The sequence below is a fragment of the Micromonospora qiuiae genome (assembly GCF_016863555.1).
GTDB classification, from domain to species: domain Bacteria; phylum Actinomycetota; class Actinomycetes; order Mycobacteriales; family Micromonosporaceae; genus Micromonospora; species Micromonospora qiuiae.
On the sequence record NZ_BOPC01000078.1, the window covers coordinates 19,094 to 35,796 of the forward strand.

At 71.9% G+C, this 16,703-nt stretch carries 8 protein-coding genes; 7 read left to right on the plus strand and 1 reads right to left on the minus strand.

The annotated features are described in order from the left end of the window. Positions 1-65 precede the first annotated feature (65 nt). The 6 genes from Vqi01_RS23975 to Vqi01_RS23995 are packed head-to-tail and all read left to right on the plus strand — an operon-like array spanning position 66 to position 15,358. Positions 66-458 carry a YbaB/EbfC family nucleoid-associated protein gene (locus tag Vqi01_RS23975; protein WP_204037106.1) on the plus strand — a complete coding sequence of 131 codons (393 nt, stop codon included), beginning with the start codon at positions 66-68 and terminating at the stop codon, positions 456-458. Then, positions 455-796 carry a hypothetical protein gene (locus tag Vqi01_RS23980; protein ID WP_204037107.1) on the plus strand — a complete coding sequence of 114 codons (342 nt, stop codon included), beginning with the start codon at positions 455-457 and terminating at the stop codon, positions 794-796. The genes Vqi01_RS23975 and Vqi01_RS23980 overlap by 4 nt, the downstream gene beginning before the upstream one ends. A 45-nt stretch (positions 797-841) precedes the next feature. Beyond that, positions 842-13,198, plus strand: a complete 12,357-nt coding sequence (locus tag Vqi01_RS23985) for a YwqJ-related putative deaminase (protein ID WP_204037108.1) — start codon at positions 842-844, stop codon at positions 13,196-13,198. 2 nt (positions 13,199-13,200) lie between these two features. Next, complete coding sequence (locus tag Vqi01_RS30985; RefSeq protein ID WP_239098619.1) at positions 13,201-14,073, plus strand: DUF6406 domain-containing protein; 873 nt, start codon at positions 13,201-13,203, stop codon at positions 14,071-14,073. Further along, complete coding sequence (locus Vqi01_RS30990; RefSeq protein ID WP_239098620.1) at positions 14,070-14,708, plus strand: hypothetical protein; 639 nt, start codon at positions 14,070-14,072, stop codon at positions 14,706-14,708. Before Vqi01_RS30985 ends, Vqi01_RS30990 begins: the two co-directional genes overlap by 4 nt. Continuing rightward, positions 14,705-15,358, plus strand: a complete 654-nt coding sequence (locus tag Vqi01_RS23995; RefSeq protein ID WP_239098621.1) for a hypothetical protein — start codon at positions 14,705-14,707, stop codon at positions 15,356-15,358. The genes Vqi01_RS30990 and Vqi01_RS23995 overlap by 4 nt, the downstream gene beginning before the upstream one ends. Before the next feature lie 36 nt (positions 15,359-15,394). Here the strand turns inward: Vqi01_RS23995 and Vqi01_RS24000 are convergent, their stop codons facing one another. Then, a complete protein-coding gene (locus Vqi01_RS24000) occupies positions 15,395-15,937 on the minus strand; it encodes a hypothetical protein (RefSeq protein ID WP_204037109.1) in 543 nt (180 codons plus the stop codon). Between the two features lie 68 nt (positions 15,938-16,005). Here Vqi01_RS24000 and Vqi01_RS24005 point away from each other — a divergent pair, with 68 nt between their 5' ends. Beyond that, entirely contained in the window at positions 16,006-16,257 is a 252-nt protein-coding gene (locus tag Vqi01_RS24005; protein ID WP_204037110.1) for an SCO4848 family membrane protein, read from the plus strand. The last annotated feature ends 446 nt before the right edge of the window (positions 16,258-16,703 follow it).

Below are 16,703 nucleotides of genomic sequence, written 5' to 3' on the forward strand. Positions count from 1 at the left end.
AGTATGGTCGGGTCGTCACGCTCGGCCGCAGGCGGAACGTGGACGTGTACGGGGAGGAAACGGCCATGGACGTACAGGCGCTGCGGGCCCGCGCCGACGAACTGATGGCGCAGTTCGAGCGGATGCGGTCCGGCGTAGGTGATCTCCAGCAGCAACTCAAGGCGGTCGAGGCGACGGTCACCTCCGACGACGGTCTGGTCACCGTCACCGTCGGGCCGCGCGGTCAGGTGACGAAGGTCGAGTTCGATCCCCGCATCTACCGCCGGCCGAACTCGAAGGAGCTGTCCGCCACCGTCACCGAGACGATCCGCCGCGCCACCGAAAAGGCGATGGCGGATGTCGAGAAGCTGCTCCGCCCCTTCGTGCCGGACAGCCAGTTCCAGGCTTACATCGATCACGACCTTGATGGCATCTTCCGTCAGTTGGACAGCGACCTGCCCGGGGAGGAGAAGCGATGAGCGAGCTGCGCGAGACCTTCGTCAAGCCCGACGCCGCGCTGGACGGCGCGAACGGCCTGGGTGCCGCTGGTGCCCGGCTGGCCGCGCGCTGGCGGGGCCTCGCCGCGACGATCGGGGCGCTCAATGCCGGCGAGCCCTGGGGCGCCGACGAGCCGGGCAAGGAGTTCAACAAGAACTACCTCGGCGGCGATGGCCAACCGGCGCAGAAGGTGCTCGACATGGGCCATGAGATCGTCCCGGTGGTGGAGCAGATGGGGCCGACCGTCAAGGGTGCGGTCGAGGGCACGGTCGACGTCGATGAGATGACCAGCAAGCTCTTCGGCGGCAAGGACAAATAGCCGCCAGCCGGACGCTGGTCGACATCGGACGGAGGGGTACACGGGGTGGCGGTACCCAATCCCAGGGGCTGGCTGGGCGATTACGCGTGGGTCTGGGACGCCATCTGCTGGGTGGGCGCGGGCGAGGGGTGGCCCAGCGGCGACGAGGACAAGATGCGCGAGCTCGCCGACGCCTGGCAGGGGCTGGCGGAGGCGGTCAACGAGGCGCTGTTCGAAGCCGACCCTGCGGTGATGAAAATCCTGCAGAGCTGGGGCGGCGGGGCCGGCGAGGCGTTCGGCGGGCTGTGGAACCAGCTCGGTGTCGACCCGAACAACGGGCTGCCCCTGATCCAGGAGGTCGCCGCCGCGTACGCGTCCGGCTGTGACCAGGCTGCCCTGGAGATCGAGTACGCCAAACTGACCGTGTTGATCGCGGTCATGATCACCGTCATCGCGGTTTTCGTCGCGCTGCTGATGGCCTGGCTGGGCGGGGTCTCGGCGGGCGCGATCCCGGGCATCCTGGCAGGCGGCCGGCAGGCGGTGACCATCGCCTTCCGGCGGCTGATCGCTCAGATGGGGCGGCAGTTGCTCACCCGAGCCGGAATGCAGACGGCGCTGAGGACCGCCGGCACGCGGCTCGGGCGGTTCGTGACGAGCCAGGGGTTCCGGCAGGGCATGACCCGGCTCGGGCGGGAACTGCTCGAGGAGATCGGCGAGGAGCTGATCATCGATGTCGGTGCCCAGGCGTACCAGATGCACACCGGCGAGCGGCGACAGTGGGACGGCAAGCGCACCCTCACCGCCGGAGTCGGTGGCGCCTACGGCGCGGTGCTCGGCACGGGCCTGCACTGGGCCGGCCGCCGGGTGGCGCCCCGGATGCCCGTCTCGTTCAGCCCTTCCCGGCTCTCCTTCCCAGGCAGCGGCGTGGTCCGCTGGGGTAGCACCAGCATCACCTCCGGCGCGCAGAACGCGATCATCTCCCCCGCGGCGAGTGTGCTGGCCAACGGCACGATCAACGGGCAATGGGCCATGCCGGGCGCGGACGCCTTCCTCGGGGGGTTCGCCAGCGGTGCCGGCCGCACCGGGGCAACCATGATCGGAAGCGGCGCTGGCACGATGGGCGCGAAGATCACCAACTGGGGCCTCGGCAAGTTGGGGGTCGACTTCACCCCCGGCGCCGGCCTGGGTGCCGGCGGCATCGATCCATCCCTCGGCGTCGGAGGCACCAACGGTCTCGGCAACCTGGGCGGCACGAACGGTGCGTCCGGCGGGACGGGTGCCGGCTCGACCGGCTCCGGCTCGACGTCGGGGGCTGGTTCCAGCGGCGGCGCCAATTCGACGTCGGGGGCTGGTTCCAGCGGTGGCTCCGGTTCGACGTCGGGGGCCGGCTCCAGCGGCGGCGCCAATTCGACGACGGGTGGCGGTTCCACCGGTAGTTCGACCTCGGGGAACGGCGCGGGCTCCGTGCCGACCAGCAGCGGCAGCACCAGTGGCGGGGGCGGCACCGCCGGCAGCGCGAACACCGACACCGGTGGCGCGACCCAGACGGGCGCCGGCAGCGTACCGGCCAGCGGGTCGGGTTCGATCAACCTCGCGCCCCCGCCGGTCGACGGATCGGGTGCGCCGTCGGTCGACGGGTCGGGTGCGCCGTCGGTCGACGGGTCGGGCGCACCGAGCGACGGCGGCACCCCTCCGGCCAGCCCCACCGCCGACACCGGGCAGAAGGTGACGGCGGAAGGGCCAGCCGCGCCCGTCTCCGACCAACCCGGCACCGATCGCCCGACGAGCGGCTCCACCGACCAGCCCGGCACCGATCGTCGGACGAGCGGCGCCACTGACCAGACCGGCGGTGCAGGTCCGCGAACCGAAGCCGGCACGAGCACGTCCGGCGACGCCGCGACCGGTCCCGCCCGAACATCGACCGGCACACCGACGACCGTCGTGGCCGACCCCGGTCCGGTCGGCAACCAGGCCGACCCCGTTGTGTCGGACACGCCGCCGATGGTCCTTCCCGGGGGTTCGCCACTTGCCGCCCCGACGGCCGGGCTCTCTGCGGGCAATGTCACCCCGGCAGGTCCCACCGCCCCGACGAACCCGGCCCCCACCGTCAGCCAACAGCCAGCGGGTCCGCCGACCGGCCCGCAGGCGGCGACCAATCCCAACGCGCCGACCACGACCGGCGCGCCGACGGCGGGCACGACCACCCCTTCCGGCAGCACCACCACGCAAGCCGCGCCCAGCCGTACCACTCCCGCCGGGCCGGTCGTCAACCCCACAGCGGCGCACACCGCCGGTTCGATCTCGCTGACTCCGGCTACCGCTCCGACCTCGACCAGTCCCAATCCGGCAACTGCTCCTCAGCCGGGCACCCCAGCCCAGCAGGGTGCGGCGAGCCAGCCGGGCAGCACGCCATCGTCTGGCCGGCCGGAGGCACGTACGCCGGTCGACCCGCTCGCACCGGCGGTGCCGGCCCAGACGGCGGGCACCGACCCGACGACCGCCCCAGGCACGACCGCCTCCGGCACCAACGCCCCAGGCACGACCGCCTCCGGCACCAACGCCTCCGATACCACCGCCCCCGTGGCCCGCGACGGCGCTGTCGATCCGGCGGCGGACCGGGCGGATCAGGCACAGCGGCCCACCGCGGACGGGCCGGTCGTCGCACCGGTGCCGGCCAGCACGGGGGCCTCCCACGGTGGTCCGACCGGGCCGGACACCAACGCCGGCCAGGTGAATCCGGAAACCCTCAAGAAATCGGAGGGGCCGACCGGACGCGGTACGCACAGCTGGCACCTGGATCCGACGGCGGTCGACGGCGATCCCACCGGTCCGGATGCGGAGCGCTCCCTGATCGAGGCGTCGCGGACCCTGGCCGAGACCGTCCGTACGGCGGTCAAGGCTGCCACCGTCTCCAAGGGCAAGCGACCCGGTATGGCCGGCGCGTTGCTGATGGCCAACGGCGAGCTAACGACGCACACCAGTATGACGGAGGACAAGGGCACCAAGCCGCCCACCCAGCCGAGCGTGCATCCGCTCGCACAGGCCGCCCTGGACCGGACGGCAGCGGCCCTGTTGGACGGCGTGGGTGGCGGGCACGGCAAGTGCGCCGAGGTGGCCCTGGTCTCCGATCAGCTTTACCGGCTCGAACAGCAGTGGCGGAACGCGGGCGAACCCGGCACGTTCGAGCAGTACGCCCTGAACGCCTTCGAAGGCGCCAAGATCGTCACGCACCAGGCCAAGGAGGCCAAGTCAGGCGGCATCAGCTATGAGCCCGGGCACTACCGCCCACCATGCCGGTCCTGTGCACACTTCCTCCCGCAGTTCAACGTGGAACCGCTCGTCGATCCGGACCGCGAGGTCACTGCCTACCAGCCCCCGGTGCCCGGGGTGGTGGGCAACGGCCCACTGTTGAGTGACAGCCGGCCGTACGGGCAGCCTGAGGGCCTGGTGCCGCCCGACCAGGCCGACCAGGACGTGCTCGACGCGGCCGTGCCCCGGGATCCGGCGACCGGACGCCCGACGGCCCACCCGGATCCGCGGCTCGGGTCGTGGGCGGGGCTGGTCAACGACGGCGGCCCGGATCAACCGGGGCGCAGCACCAACTGCGCTGACGTCGGTCTCTCTGTTCTGTCGACCTGGTACGGCCGGCCGGACGTGGCGGCGCCGACGGCCACGTCATCCGAGGTGGAGCGGGGCAGTACCGCCCGGCAGGAACAGGCACTGCGAGCCAGCTTCGGTCACCAGGGCAGTGGTACCCCCGCCCTGGACGCGGTCGCTGATGCTCTGCGTACGGCTGGTCACGGCGCTGCGGCGCTCATCATCACCAGCTGGTCGGGTGACGGTGGCGCGCACACCTGGAATGCGGTGAACCACAACGGCACCGTCATCTGGGTCGACGGCCAACGGGGGCGCCTCTCCGACGGCGACCCGCTCTACGCCGATCAGGTGGGCGACGTCTGGTCGATCGTGCTCGACGCCGAGGGCGACCCGATCCAGCCTGCCAGGCCCGACGGCAGCATAACGACAGCGGTGCCGCCGGCCTCGACCGCGTCTGACGGACTGAGCGACCCCGGTGACCGGACGTGGACCGTGATCACCGCCAGTGCCCTGCCGGGTACGGACTTCCACGGTCAGGGCCGTGCGCAGCCTGACCCGGACGCGGTTCTGGACCGGGCACGCAGCGTGATCGGCCAGGTGGCGGCGCACGCCGGAGTCTCCGACGTCCAACCGCGCTCCGACGGCACGTACCAGGTGACGCGGGCCGACGGCAGCACCTTCGATCTGCGCCTGACCAGCGGACCCGTCGCGGACCGGGCGGTGGCGACCGGCCGGTTCGACGCCGACGGCGTTGCCGTGGTGACGCTCTCCGACCGGGCCGCCGACGCGATCGTCGAGCGGGGTCTGGCGCACGAGGTGGCCGAACTTTCGGCACTCGGGCGCCCGTCGGCTCCGGGTGCCCCGACGGTCGATCCGCTCTCCCCCGCCGACCTCGCCGAGCTACGCACTGCGGCGCACCAGGTCGCGGTTGCCGATCGTTGGTCTCGGGCCGCAGCCCAGCGCGAACTGGCCGCCGTGGTGGACCGGCTCGGCCTGCGTGACGGCATGCTCGGCGCGGAGCAGCGTCTCGCCACCGTGCCGGATTCGACCCGCACCGCCCTGAACGACGTGTACCCCGATTGGCACACCGACCGTCCGGGCAGCAAACCGGCGAGCCGTTTGCCGGCCGCACCAACCAGTGACGCCCGTCCGACGGGCCTGCCCCGGCTGCGCACCTACGTGCTCACCCACCTCACGACGAACTCGATGCTCACCGCCTTGGCGGTGAAACTGACCTCGGACGCCGGCCGGCCGGAGCTGGCACTGATGCTCGGTGTCGGCGGGTTGGTGGGCGCGGTCGCCACCGGCCCGGCGAAGTGGCTGGCCAAGCGGGCCGGCCTGGCCGCCGAGGACCGCCGGGCCCGGCACGACGCGCGCCAGGAGGCCCGCTCCAACGCCGACAGCGATGCCACCACCGGTGAGCAGGTCGCCGGCCGGACCGACGACGTGGGTCCGGCGACGCGGGAGGTCGACTCGGCGACGGCTCGGCTCGACAGCCAGGTCGAGGCCCTCGGACAGCGGCTCGACGCCGAGGAAGGCCGACGCCGCCTGATCGGCCGGACCAGAAGCTTCACCGCGCCGGCCACCACCGGCCCGTCACCGTCCGTGGGCCGGTCGGGTGACCCGGCCGCATCGCCGGGGCCCGCAAACCCGGTCGGGCTCACCCCGCACGAGCAGGGGCGTCTCGCCGAGTTGCGGGCGCTCTCCGCGCAACGCGACGCCGGGACGCGCTGGGCCCGGCCGCGTGCGACCCGGGAAATCCGGGCGCTGCTGGACTCCCTCGGCCTGCGGCAGGGCACACCCGGTGCCGAGCAGCGCCGCGAACTGCTTCCGGCCGACGTCCGGTCGTTGGCGGACCGGTTCGGTGGTTCCCGTCCGGCGGCGGTCCGAGAGCGCCTGCGGGTGATCGTCGACCGGCGACCGGCCGAGGGTGAGCGACCGGGCAAGGTCGCGCCCTGGTGGATGTCCACGGTGGAGAACGCGCCGAACGTGCTGGCGGCCGGCAGCATCGCCCTTGTCGGTGACCTGATCGGTCAGCTCAGGCTCGGATGGTTCGCCATCACCGCCGGGCTGACCGCGACGGCCAGCGGGGCGGTGGTCGATCCGCTGATGGCCCGCCGGGAGGCGGCCGCCAAGGATGCCCGGGACACCTGGGACAAGGCACATCCGGCATTGCCGGCCGATGCTCTGCTCACGCAGGTTAGCGAGGTTGTGACGGGGCCGGTGGACGCGGTGACGCAGCGAGCCGCCGAGGTCACCCGCCGCGCCGCCGACCTGGAACAGCGGGTTGCCGACCTGAACCGGCGACTGGCCGAGTCGCACGGCCGCAACGGAGTCGCCCACTCGTTCCGGCGACTGCTCTTCGGTGACCCGGCCTGGGCGGGTCTGCCCACGCCTGATTCGGCGTCGCTTGGCCGTCCCGGCCAGTCCGGTGATCCGGCCACCTCGACCGGTCCCACATCCACCTCGACCGGTCCCACATCCACCGCCGATCCGGCGAACCGTACGCGCGGCCCGGCCGACGCCGCCGCTGTGCAGCGCCTCGCGGAGTTGGCCGCGCGGCACGAGTCGGCCCGGGGCCCAGCTCGGGTCAGGCACGCCCGCCACCTGCGGGCGATGCTCGACCAGCTCGGACTGCGGGACGGCATCCCGGGTGCCGAGCAGCGCCGCGAGCTGCTTCCGGCCGAGCTGCGCCCGGTCGCCGAACGGTTCGGCCGCCGGCTTGTGGCCGACAAGGTAACGCGGATCTTCGTCGGTCGGCCGGCTGACGCCACCGACAGCGACGCGCGGCCGAGTAACGTGCCGAACGCCGGCGTGTACGCGGTGGAACAGACTCCCGGACCGCTGGTGCAGGCCGCCACCACCGTCGAGATAGCGAACGCGATCCAGGTCGCTGCCGGTGCGGGACCGGTGAACATGACCGTTGGCGGCGTGCTCGGCTCGGTGCGTGACCTGGCTCTCAAGCGGATCGAAACCGCCGTCAAGGATGCCCGGCGGAAGTGGGACCTGGAGCACCCGAACCCGGCGACGGACTCGACGGCCCGGGTGGAGCGCGTCGCCGGTCCGACCGAGGCTGCCGTCTCCGACGCGGCACGCCGACTTCGGGTGGCCATCGCGAACCTCGACCGGGTCAGCTCGGCGATCGACCGGCTGGCGGCGCAACAACCGGCGGCCGGCACGCCGACGCCAACTCCGCCGACTTCCCGCGGCGGTGGCACCACCCGGACCGACACCTCGGATTCGCTCCGACGGGCCGACTCGTGGGAGTTGCAGACCGCCGCGCACCACGTCCGTAACGCCGGTCCGATGTCTCTCAAACCCGCGTTGCGTGAGCTGTACGCGGTGATCGACCGGCTCGGCCTACGCGACGGCATGCTCGGCAAGGCCGACCGGCTTGCCGGGCTGCCGCCGGAGGCTCGACAGGTGGTCGCCGAATTCGGCGGCGACCGAGCCAGTCGGCCGGCTCAGCTGCGAACCCTGCGCGCCGAGCAGAAATCCGCCGATAACGGCCGCCCGCACGGAGTGCCGGGGCTGAGTACGTACCTGCTCTCCAGCTTCGTCACGACCGGTGTGGCCGGGGCAGCAGGTACCGCGATCGCGATCGCGCTGGCGAGTCCGCTCGCCCCGATCATCCCGGCCGCCGCGCTGGCCGCCGCACCCGTGATCGGGATGACCAAGTGGTACGCGAAGCGCGCCGGCCTGGCGGCCGACGACGTCCGGACCCGGTTCGACGCGCGCAGCGAAGCCCGGTCAACCGCCGACCGGGTGGACCAGATCATCGACCGGTTGCAGGAGCCGGTGCGGGAACTGGAACAGACGACCGCCGAGTTGGAGACACGGCTCGACGCGGCGGAGGCGGCGACCGACCGGCTCACCGAACGGCTGGCCGGGACACATCAACGCAACGGAATTCTCGGCCGACTGTTCGGCGCCTTCGGCCGGTCCTCGGCAGTATCCCCGGACCCGGCCTCTCCGGACCCGGCTGCCGGCCAACCGCAGGGAGGCAACGCCACCGGGCGGCCCGACGGGGGCCCGGACCCGGATTCGGGCCGGATCACCGCGGCGGCCGTACCGAACTCCGAGTTTCACGGACTGGGCCGGCCGGCCGCCGACCCCGCGGCGGTGCTCGACGTGGCGCGCGCCGCACTGCCCCATGTTGCCCCGTACGCCCAGGTGGACGCGGTGGTCCAGGTCGGCCCGGATTTGTTCGAGATCCGCTCGGCCGGGCAGGACCCGCTGACGGTGCGTCTCACCACCGGTCCGTTGACCGATTCAGTGGTCGCCCAGTCGACCCGAAACCCCGACGGGACGTTCACCGTCACCGTGTCGGACCGGGCCGCCGACCATGCCGTGGCGCGGGCGCTCGCGCACGAGGTGGCCGAACTGGCGGCGCTGCACGAGTCCGGGCGGGCACTGACCGGTCCACTCGACCCGGGCAACGTGGACGGCCGGATCGACCCGGCCGGGCTAACCGCCCACGACCGGGGCCGGATGGCCGAGATCCGCCTGCTCGCCGCCGCGTACGCCGGCGCCGACCTCGACGCCCGACTCGCCGTACGCGCCGAGATCGACGCGCTCACCGACCACCTCGGCCTACGGGTGGGCGACCCGGACGTGCGAACCAGGTGGGCACTCATCCCACGCGACGTCCTGGCCCACCTGATGCAGCTCAGCGTGCCCTCGCTCAGCCCCGACGCGGTCTCGGCGGTGCTGGCGGGCGCCCCGACCCTCACCGAGGTCGAGCGCATCCGGATGATCGACTACCGGTCCCGGCTGGCACCGGACTTCCAGGTGCCGCAACAGGCGCAGTTGGATGCCCGGCTGCGGGAACTGGCCGCCGAGGCCGAGCAGACGCAGTCCGGCATGCCACGGATGCCCGCCTTCGCAGGACAGATCGTCGGCGTCCCGCAGGCGCAGCTCGACCGGATCCGGGCGGTGGACCCGCAACTTGCCGACCGGCTCGCCAACGAGGGCGTCTACGTCGACCTGACCGGCCGCTACGACCTGCGCCCGTACATGGTGGCGGGCGTACCGGCGATCGACCTGGGGGCGGCCCGGCCGGCGTTCGACCTGTCCACCGAGGCCGGCCGGCAGGCACAACTGCACGAGGACCGACAGCGGTCCCGGACCGCCCTGCGCGGGCTGCACGGCGACCAGGCCGCCGCGCTGCTCGCCAACCACGACTTCCACTACCAGGGCACGGCCCGGTGGATGGGATTGGTGCCCAACGTTCTGACCGAGGCGCTGCGTGCCATCACCCCCGTACCGCCCACCGCCGCCACCACGGCGGAGACCACCGCGGCCCAGGGACCGTCCGGCGATGTCCGGGTCACCGCCGACCGGGTGACCCTGCCTGCCGACGAGGCGAACAAGCAAGGGCCGGTCTACGGGCCGGCGTTGGACGCCCGCACCGGGCAGCCGCCGCCGCTGTTCGACGGCCCGCCGAAGCGGGAGGACGTACAGCAGGGCGCACTCGGCGACTGCGGCATGATCGCCGTGATCGGTTCAGTGGCTGGTCACCTGCCGGACACGATCGCGCAGATGTTCCATCCGAACCCGGACGGCTCGGTGGACGTGCTGCTGCACGAGACCGGCGGGCCGGGCAACACGGTCAACCCCACCGGGCGCCAACTGCGGATCACCGTGTTCCCGGACGTACCGCTGCACGCCAACTCGAACGGGCGCAGCGCGTACGCCGACCAGTCGATGGTCGGCACGTCCTGGGCATCGTTGCTGGAGAAGGCGATCGCCGCGGTCGACCGCACCTGGTCCCAGCAACGCCACGACCAGTGGCAGCAGCTGTGGACGGCCCGACCGGACGTGGACGCCGCCCAGGCCGCCCCGCTCGGCTACGCCCGGCTGGGCAACGGCAGCACCCGGCAGATGCAGGCGGAACTGCTCAGCCAGCTCACCGGGATGCCGACCAGGGTGAGCCGGCTCGACTCGACGCCCGGACGGGAAGCCGACGCCGAGGCGCAGTTGGCGGCCCTGCTCGCCGCCGGCAGTCCGGTGCTCACCGGAACGCTTCCCGCGCAGGCGTACCAGTCGCAGCCGAACGGCAAGCCGCCGTACGGGCTCTACGCCGGGCACGCGTACGAGATCGTGTCGGTGGCCAACGGCGAAGTGCACCTACGCAACCCGTGGAACTCGAGCCACCCCTCACCGATCCCGGTGCGTGCCTTCCTCGACCTGATGAGCCCCTGGTACGCACACGTCGACCTGGCCCGCAACACCGTCGCGGCGCTGCCGAATTCCGACTTCCACGGCCAGGGCCGGCCGGCGGCCGATCCCACGGCGGTGGTGGACCGGGCCCGGCTGGTGCTGCCCACCCTGGCCGCGCCGATCGGCGCGGACCAGGTCGTCGCCGTCGGGCCGGACGTCTTCGAGGTCCGGGCGCCCGGCCTGGAGCCGCTACGCATCCGGGTCACCGCCGGCCCGCTCGCCGCCGGAACGGTGGCAGAGACCACCCGCAACCTGGACGGCACCTTCACCCTCGCCGTCTCCGACCGGGCCGCCGACGGCGTGGTCGACCGCGCGGTGGTGCACGAGGCCGCCGAACTGCTGGCCCGACACGAGACCGGTGACGCCCAGGTCGGCCTCTTCGACCAGGGCACCGCCGACGGACCGATCGACCCGGCCCACCTCACCGCCCAGGACCGGGGCCGGCTGGCCGAGCTGCGGCTGATGGCCGCCTGGTACGCACAGGCCGACACCACCGCCCGGCTGGCCCTGCGCGCCGACATCGACGCGCTGGTCGACCAGCTGGGGCTGCGCTGGGGTACGCCGGAGGCACAGGCCCGGCTGGCGGCCCTCCCGGCCGACGTGTGGAGCCACGTCATGACGCTGAGCCTGCCGGCGATCACGCCCGACGCGGTGGCCAGCGCGCTGGCGTTCAACCCCAACCCGACGACGGTCGAACGGTTCCGCGCGATCGACTACCGGGGCCGGCTCGCTCCGGATCTCCAGCCGCCGCCCGTCGCCGAGCTGACCGCGAAGCTGCGAGAGTTGGCCGTGCACGGGGAGCAGAGCCAGTCCTCGCTGCCCCGGATGCCCGCCCTGGCCGGGCAGATCATCGGCGTGCCGGCGAACCTGCTGGACCAGATTCGCCGGGTCGACCCGCAACTGGCCGACCGAGTCGCCGCCCAGGGCATCTACGTCGACCTGACCGGCCGCTTCGACCTGCGTCCGTACACCCTCGACGGCGCACCGGAGTTCTCGCTGGCCCCGTCGGCTCCCGCGTACGACCTGAACACGCCGGCCGGCCGGAAGGCGCTACTCGCCGAGGACCGAGCCCGGGTGGGTGCCGCCTTCCGCGCCGAGTACGGGTCGAATCCCGCCGCCATGGCGGTGCTCACCACGCACGACTTCCACTACCTGACCGATGCCCGGCGGATGGCGCTGGTGCCGAACGCGCTGACCGAGGCGCTGCGGGCGATGATGCCGCCCGACCCCGACGTCGAGGTCGAGGCCGCCCCGACCGTGACCACCAGCGAGATCGCCGTGGTCGCCGACCGGGTCACCCTGCCCGACTCGAAACCCGGGCGCGCCGTCGAGTACGGGCAAGCGGTGGACTCCCGGACCGGGCAACCTGCACCGTTGTTCGACGGCCCGCCCCGACGCGAGCAGGTGCGGCAGGGCATGCTCGGCGATTGCGGGATGCTCGCCAGCATCGCCGCTGTGGCCGGTCACCGGCCGGCCGCGCTGGCGCAACTCTTCCAACGGAACCCCGACGGCACGGTCGACGTGCTGCTGCACGAGAGCACACTGCTCGGCGACGCGATGAAGCCCACTGGTCGTCGGCTTCGCATCACCGTGCGCCCTGACGTACCACTGCGATCCGGCACCAACGGAGCGACGGCCTACGCCGATCAGTCTCAGAACGGCTCGGCGTGGGCCTCACTGCTGGAGAAGGCGTTGGCAGCCGTCGATCGGACCTGGACTGCCAGGCAACACGAACAGTGGCAGACCGACTGGCGATCCTGGCACAGCAAGGACCACCCCCACCAGGCGGCACCCGCCGGCTACGCCCGACTGAACGTCGGCAGCACGCCGCGGATGCAGGCGCAACTGTTGACCCAGTTGACGGGTGCGCCTAGCCGGTCGTCGGTCTTCGACAGCAGGCCGGGGCAGGAGGCCAGGGTGGCGCAGCGACTCGCCGCCCTGCTGGCCGCGGGAAGCCCGGTCATCACCGGCACCAAGCCGGAGCAGGCATACCCGCAGGCGATCCGTCAGCAGCTTCCGTTCGGGCTCGTGCCCGGTCACGCCTACGAGGTGGTCGCGGTCAGCAACGGCCAGGTGTCGCTGCGTAACCCGTGGAACCGGAGCCACCCCGCACCGATGCCGGTCCGGGACTTCCTGGATCTGATGAGCGGTTACCACGCCCACCTGGACACCGCCCCCACGGCTCCGATCGGGCAGGCCGTGGCGGCACCTGGCCCGGTCGCGACTGATGCTCTCCCACCAGGCCTCTCGCCGCCGCGCCCGCCGTCGGCGGTGCCGTCCTCACCGGCGCCGTTCCAGGAGCCCTCGGACCGGGCCGCCGGCCGACCGCACCGCCATTCGCTCGGCCGTACCTTTGTCGATGACGAGCGGATCCACGTCGGCTACTTCGCCCTGCTCGGTGCCGACGGTACGGTGGATGGCCTGCTCGTGGTCGTGTCCTGCGAGCATGGGCAGCGTACGGCCCACTGGGGTGCCGGTGGTGGACAGCCCGGCGCCGGAGGGTCGATGTCAATCGGTCGGGCTGAGGCCGAACGCATCGCTCGGGAGGTGCTTGGTTTCGCACTTCCTGAGGAGCCCGCACTGCACGACATGGTGAACGGTTGACGATGCCGACGACAGGACAGGGAGAAGAGCCGTTGCGCTCCTTCACCGAGATCACATCGATTCCGAACAACGTTCCGGTCGACATCGGACACGCCCGCCTCGCGGTGCGGTGGGTCGACGTCGGGCCACCGGTTCGCGCCGAGATGATCGTCATGCCGCACTGGAACGAGGAGTCCCCGCATCACGAGGTGACGCTCGGTGAGACGTTCCCGGTGGGCGAGGAGACCTGGCGCTTCGCCGATCTCGACATGGCCAGCGAGGACGAGTGGGAAGTCACCGTCCGCCGGGTCGACGAGCACGAGGTGATGGCACCGCCCACCGGTCGCCTCTGGAAGCCGGCCCGGCTGCGCCCCTACGGGCAGCTCGACGAGGCCCAACTCCAGTCGGTGGAAACTGCCCTGGGGCATCCGCTGCCGCCCGACTACCGGGACTGGCTGCGCCGAAACAACGGCGCACAGCCCGAGGTGGAGCACCATATCCCCGGCATGCCGTTCGCCCTGCTGCCGGAGCGTCCGCTGTTCGGCGTGCACCCCGAGTACCCGCTCTTCGATCTGGTGCACGCCCAGCGCGTACACCGGGACCCCTGGCTGTCACCGGCCTGGCTGGTGATCGCGAACCCTTCGGGCGGTCTGCTGGTCATCTCGATGCAGTCGGGTGACGAGAGCGTGTATTTCGTGCACGAATCGGACCTGCTCGGCCCGCCCGGCCCGCCTGCATCGGTCATGCGGGAGCGGAAGCTGCGGGGGGTGGCCAGGTCGATGGGGTATTTCCTCGGCCGGTTGACCCCGATGGAAGTGGACCAGCTTCCTCCGGTGCAGATGCTGCCGCCCGGCACCTTCACCGACTCCCGCAACTACGAGAACGGACAGGCATGAGCAAGACGCAGACCTCGTCGGCCCTGCTGCTGCCGCTCGGGCAGTACTTCGGCACCTTCTATCCCAAGGTGGGTGCTTCGGAGCGCTACCAGCGGGTGCGCCTCGGCCCGGATGTCTGGGATCTGGACGAGCAGCGCTTCGTCCTCTGGGCGCTCGCGCACAGCACCCCCGACCGGGAGGAGGAGCAGGTCTGGTCACTCGCCTCACTACGAGATGCGGCAACCGGGCAACTTCCCGGCGTGGATCCCGAACCGTTGCTCGACGGCCTGCTCGCCGAAGGGCTGTTGGCAGAGGTGGTGCCCGACACGCCGGCTGCGGTCGAGTTCGCCCAGCGGCACCGGCTCGGCTCCCGGATGCTCGGGCTCGGCAACAGCGCCGACGAGCCATGGCTGTGGTCGATCGGCTTCTTCGAACGGCCGATCGTCAAGGTCACCCGTACCGTTTACAACCTGTGGGAGAGCGGACGATCCGGCGAGAGCCTCTGGTCCGTGTGCCAGTCCCTGGCCGCCGACGAGCGCGATACGGGAGGCAGCGACCCGGAGCTGACAGATCCGGAGCAACTGCTCACCGCGCTCCTCCGTGCCCTTCACCCGTTGTTGCTGGCCAGCGTGGTCTACCTGGAGCCGCAACCATGACCGAGACGAGGACGCCGACGATGACGGAGCCGTTGATTCTGCCGGTCGGCCGCTACACCGGTGAGTTCCACCCGGAGGTGGGTGCTCCGGTCAAGTACTACTCGTTGAGCATCGGTCGGCTCATGGTGACGATGGAGGATCCGCAGACGTTCGCCGTCTGGGCCGCCGCACATCCCCCTACCGATCATCCCGACCGGCCGTGGACCAGGACCTCCGTGCTGGATGCCGCCACCAGCATCGGCGCCGCGGAACCGGAGCGGATCGTCGACGGGCTCCTGGAGGACGGGCTGCTGGTCGAGGTGAGCCCGGATGATTCGGAGCTGGAAGGGTTCGCTCGCGCACACCGGGTGTTGCCGTTGATGGTGTCGCTGGGCAACAACCCGGAGGACCCGTTGCACTACGGCATCGGGCTGTTCGGTCTGGAACCGGTGATCCGGGTGCCCACCCTCGTGCACGACATCTGGCAGTGGAGCAGCGTTGGCGACAGCCTCTGGGAGGTCTGCCAGGTGTTCGCGGAGGCCGGTGCGCAAGTCGACTTCGTCGACGCCCGCGAGCACGACCCGCGCCACGTGCTGCGCGAGTTCTTCGCGGCGCTGCCTATGCTGCTGGCCACCAGCGCTGCCTGCCTGGACGAGGCCCGCCGGCTCTGATCCACACCGGCACCGTCGGCGCAGGCGCGGGGCCGCTCAGCCGAGCTGCGACAACATCCCGGCGTACGCGTCACGGACCGCTGTCAGCCGATCCCGGCGGAACCGGCCCGGCTCGCGTTGGTGCAGCTGCCGCCCTCGGTCACTGCCGAAGACGTCCGGGGGAACGGCGTCGCCACCGGCTGGGATGAACTTGCCGACCTCGTCCAGTGCGGCGACGGCCCGGGTCAATGCGGCCCGGGCCCGCTGCGCCGCCTCGCCGGTAGTGGCCGCCGCCGGCACCTGACCGGCGTACGCATCGGCGACCAGAAGCCACTCGCCCGGGTCGAGCAGTTGGGACGGCTCGTCGCCGCCGTAGCGGAATCCGGTGCCCGCCCCGTCGATGACGGGTGGCAGCCGGAAGACGAACTCACGGTCCCGGCCACAGCCTGCGCATGTGCCGGTGTAACGACTCGCCAGGTCGCCGTCGTCCAGCGCGACGACCGCGCTCTGCCGGGGGAACCGGGACTCGCCGCACGAGCAGGGATGCAGGTCCATGTAGAGGTGCGCCTCCGCATTGGTACGACTCAGCGGCGGATTCATGTGCCCCACCGTACCGACCGGACCTGCTTGCGGCCGCCCCGGTCGTACCGCTGGCATACTCGCCGACCATGGTGTTGTCGCGTGGCTGGGCCGTCTTCCTCACTGGAGTCGGGGTCTGGACCTGGGCGATCTGGCCCAGGTTCGCCGTTGCCATCTGGAAGGACCCGAGGTCCTGGTCCACCGGGACGGTCGGCGACTGGCCGGCGACCAGCTTCCTCTGGGTGCACGCGCTGCTCATCGCCGCGTCCCTGGCCATCGGCACGGCCGTCGGCCTGCTCGGCGTCCGCGCCTGGCTAGCGTCCCGAGCCGGTACGCGCTGAACGCGCCGCGGTGGCCGGCCACCGGCGCCTGCTCGCCTCCGTCGACAGTGTGACCGGGGACGCGTCCGGCGGATTTGACGTTCGACGGGCCGGACGCGTAGCTTTCTCTCTGCCGGCGACGGAACGGACGAACGGGGCGAAAGCCTTGGGCGGTCGGGGCGTCGGGAATGACCTCCGGGTCGCCTAGGTTATGCCTGGTGCGAGCCGGTTCGGGCGGTGCTCCTGGGTTCGCCGTGAGGCGGATTTGGTGGGGCGGAGCCGACCGGGTAAGGTTGTCGACCGGCAGGGCACCGGGCGCGGATGCGGGAGACCGCAGCGGCCGGCCTGTCAAATCCGATGAGCTGGTGAAGCGGTTCTTCCGCTGTGCTGGCTCGCGGGTGCCGAACTGCCTGAAGTGGGACGGACCGGGACAGACCGGTTTGACACACTCCAGAAGGTGAGGTAAT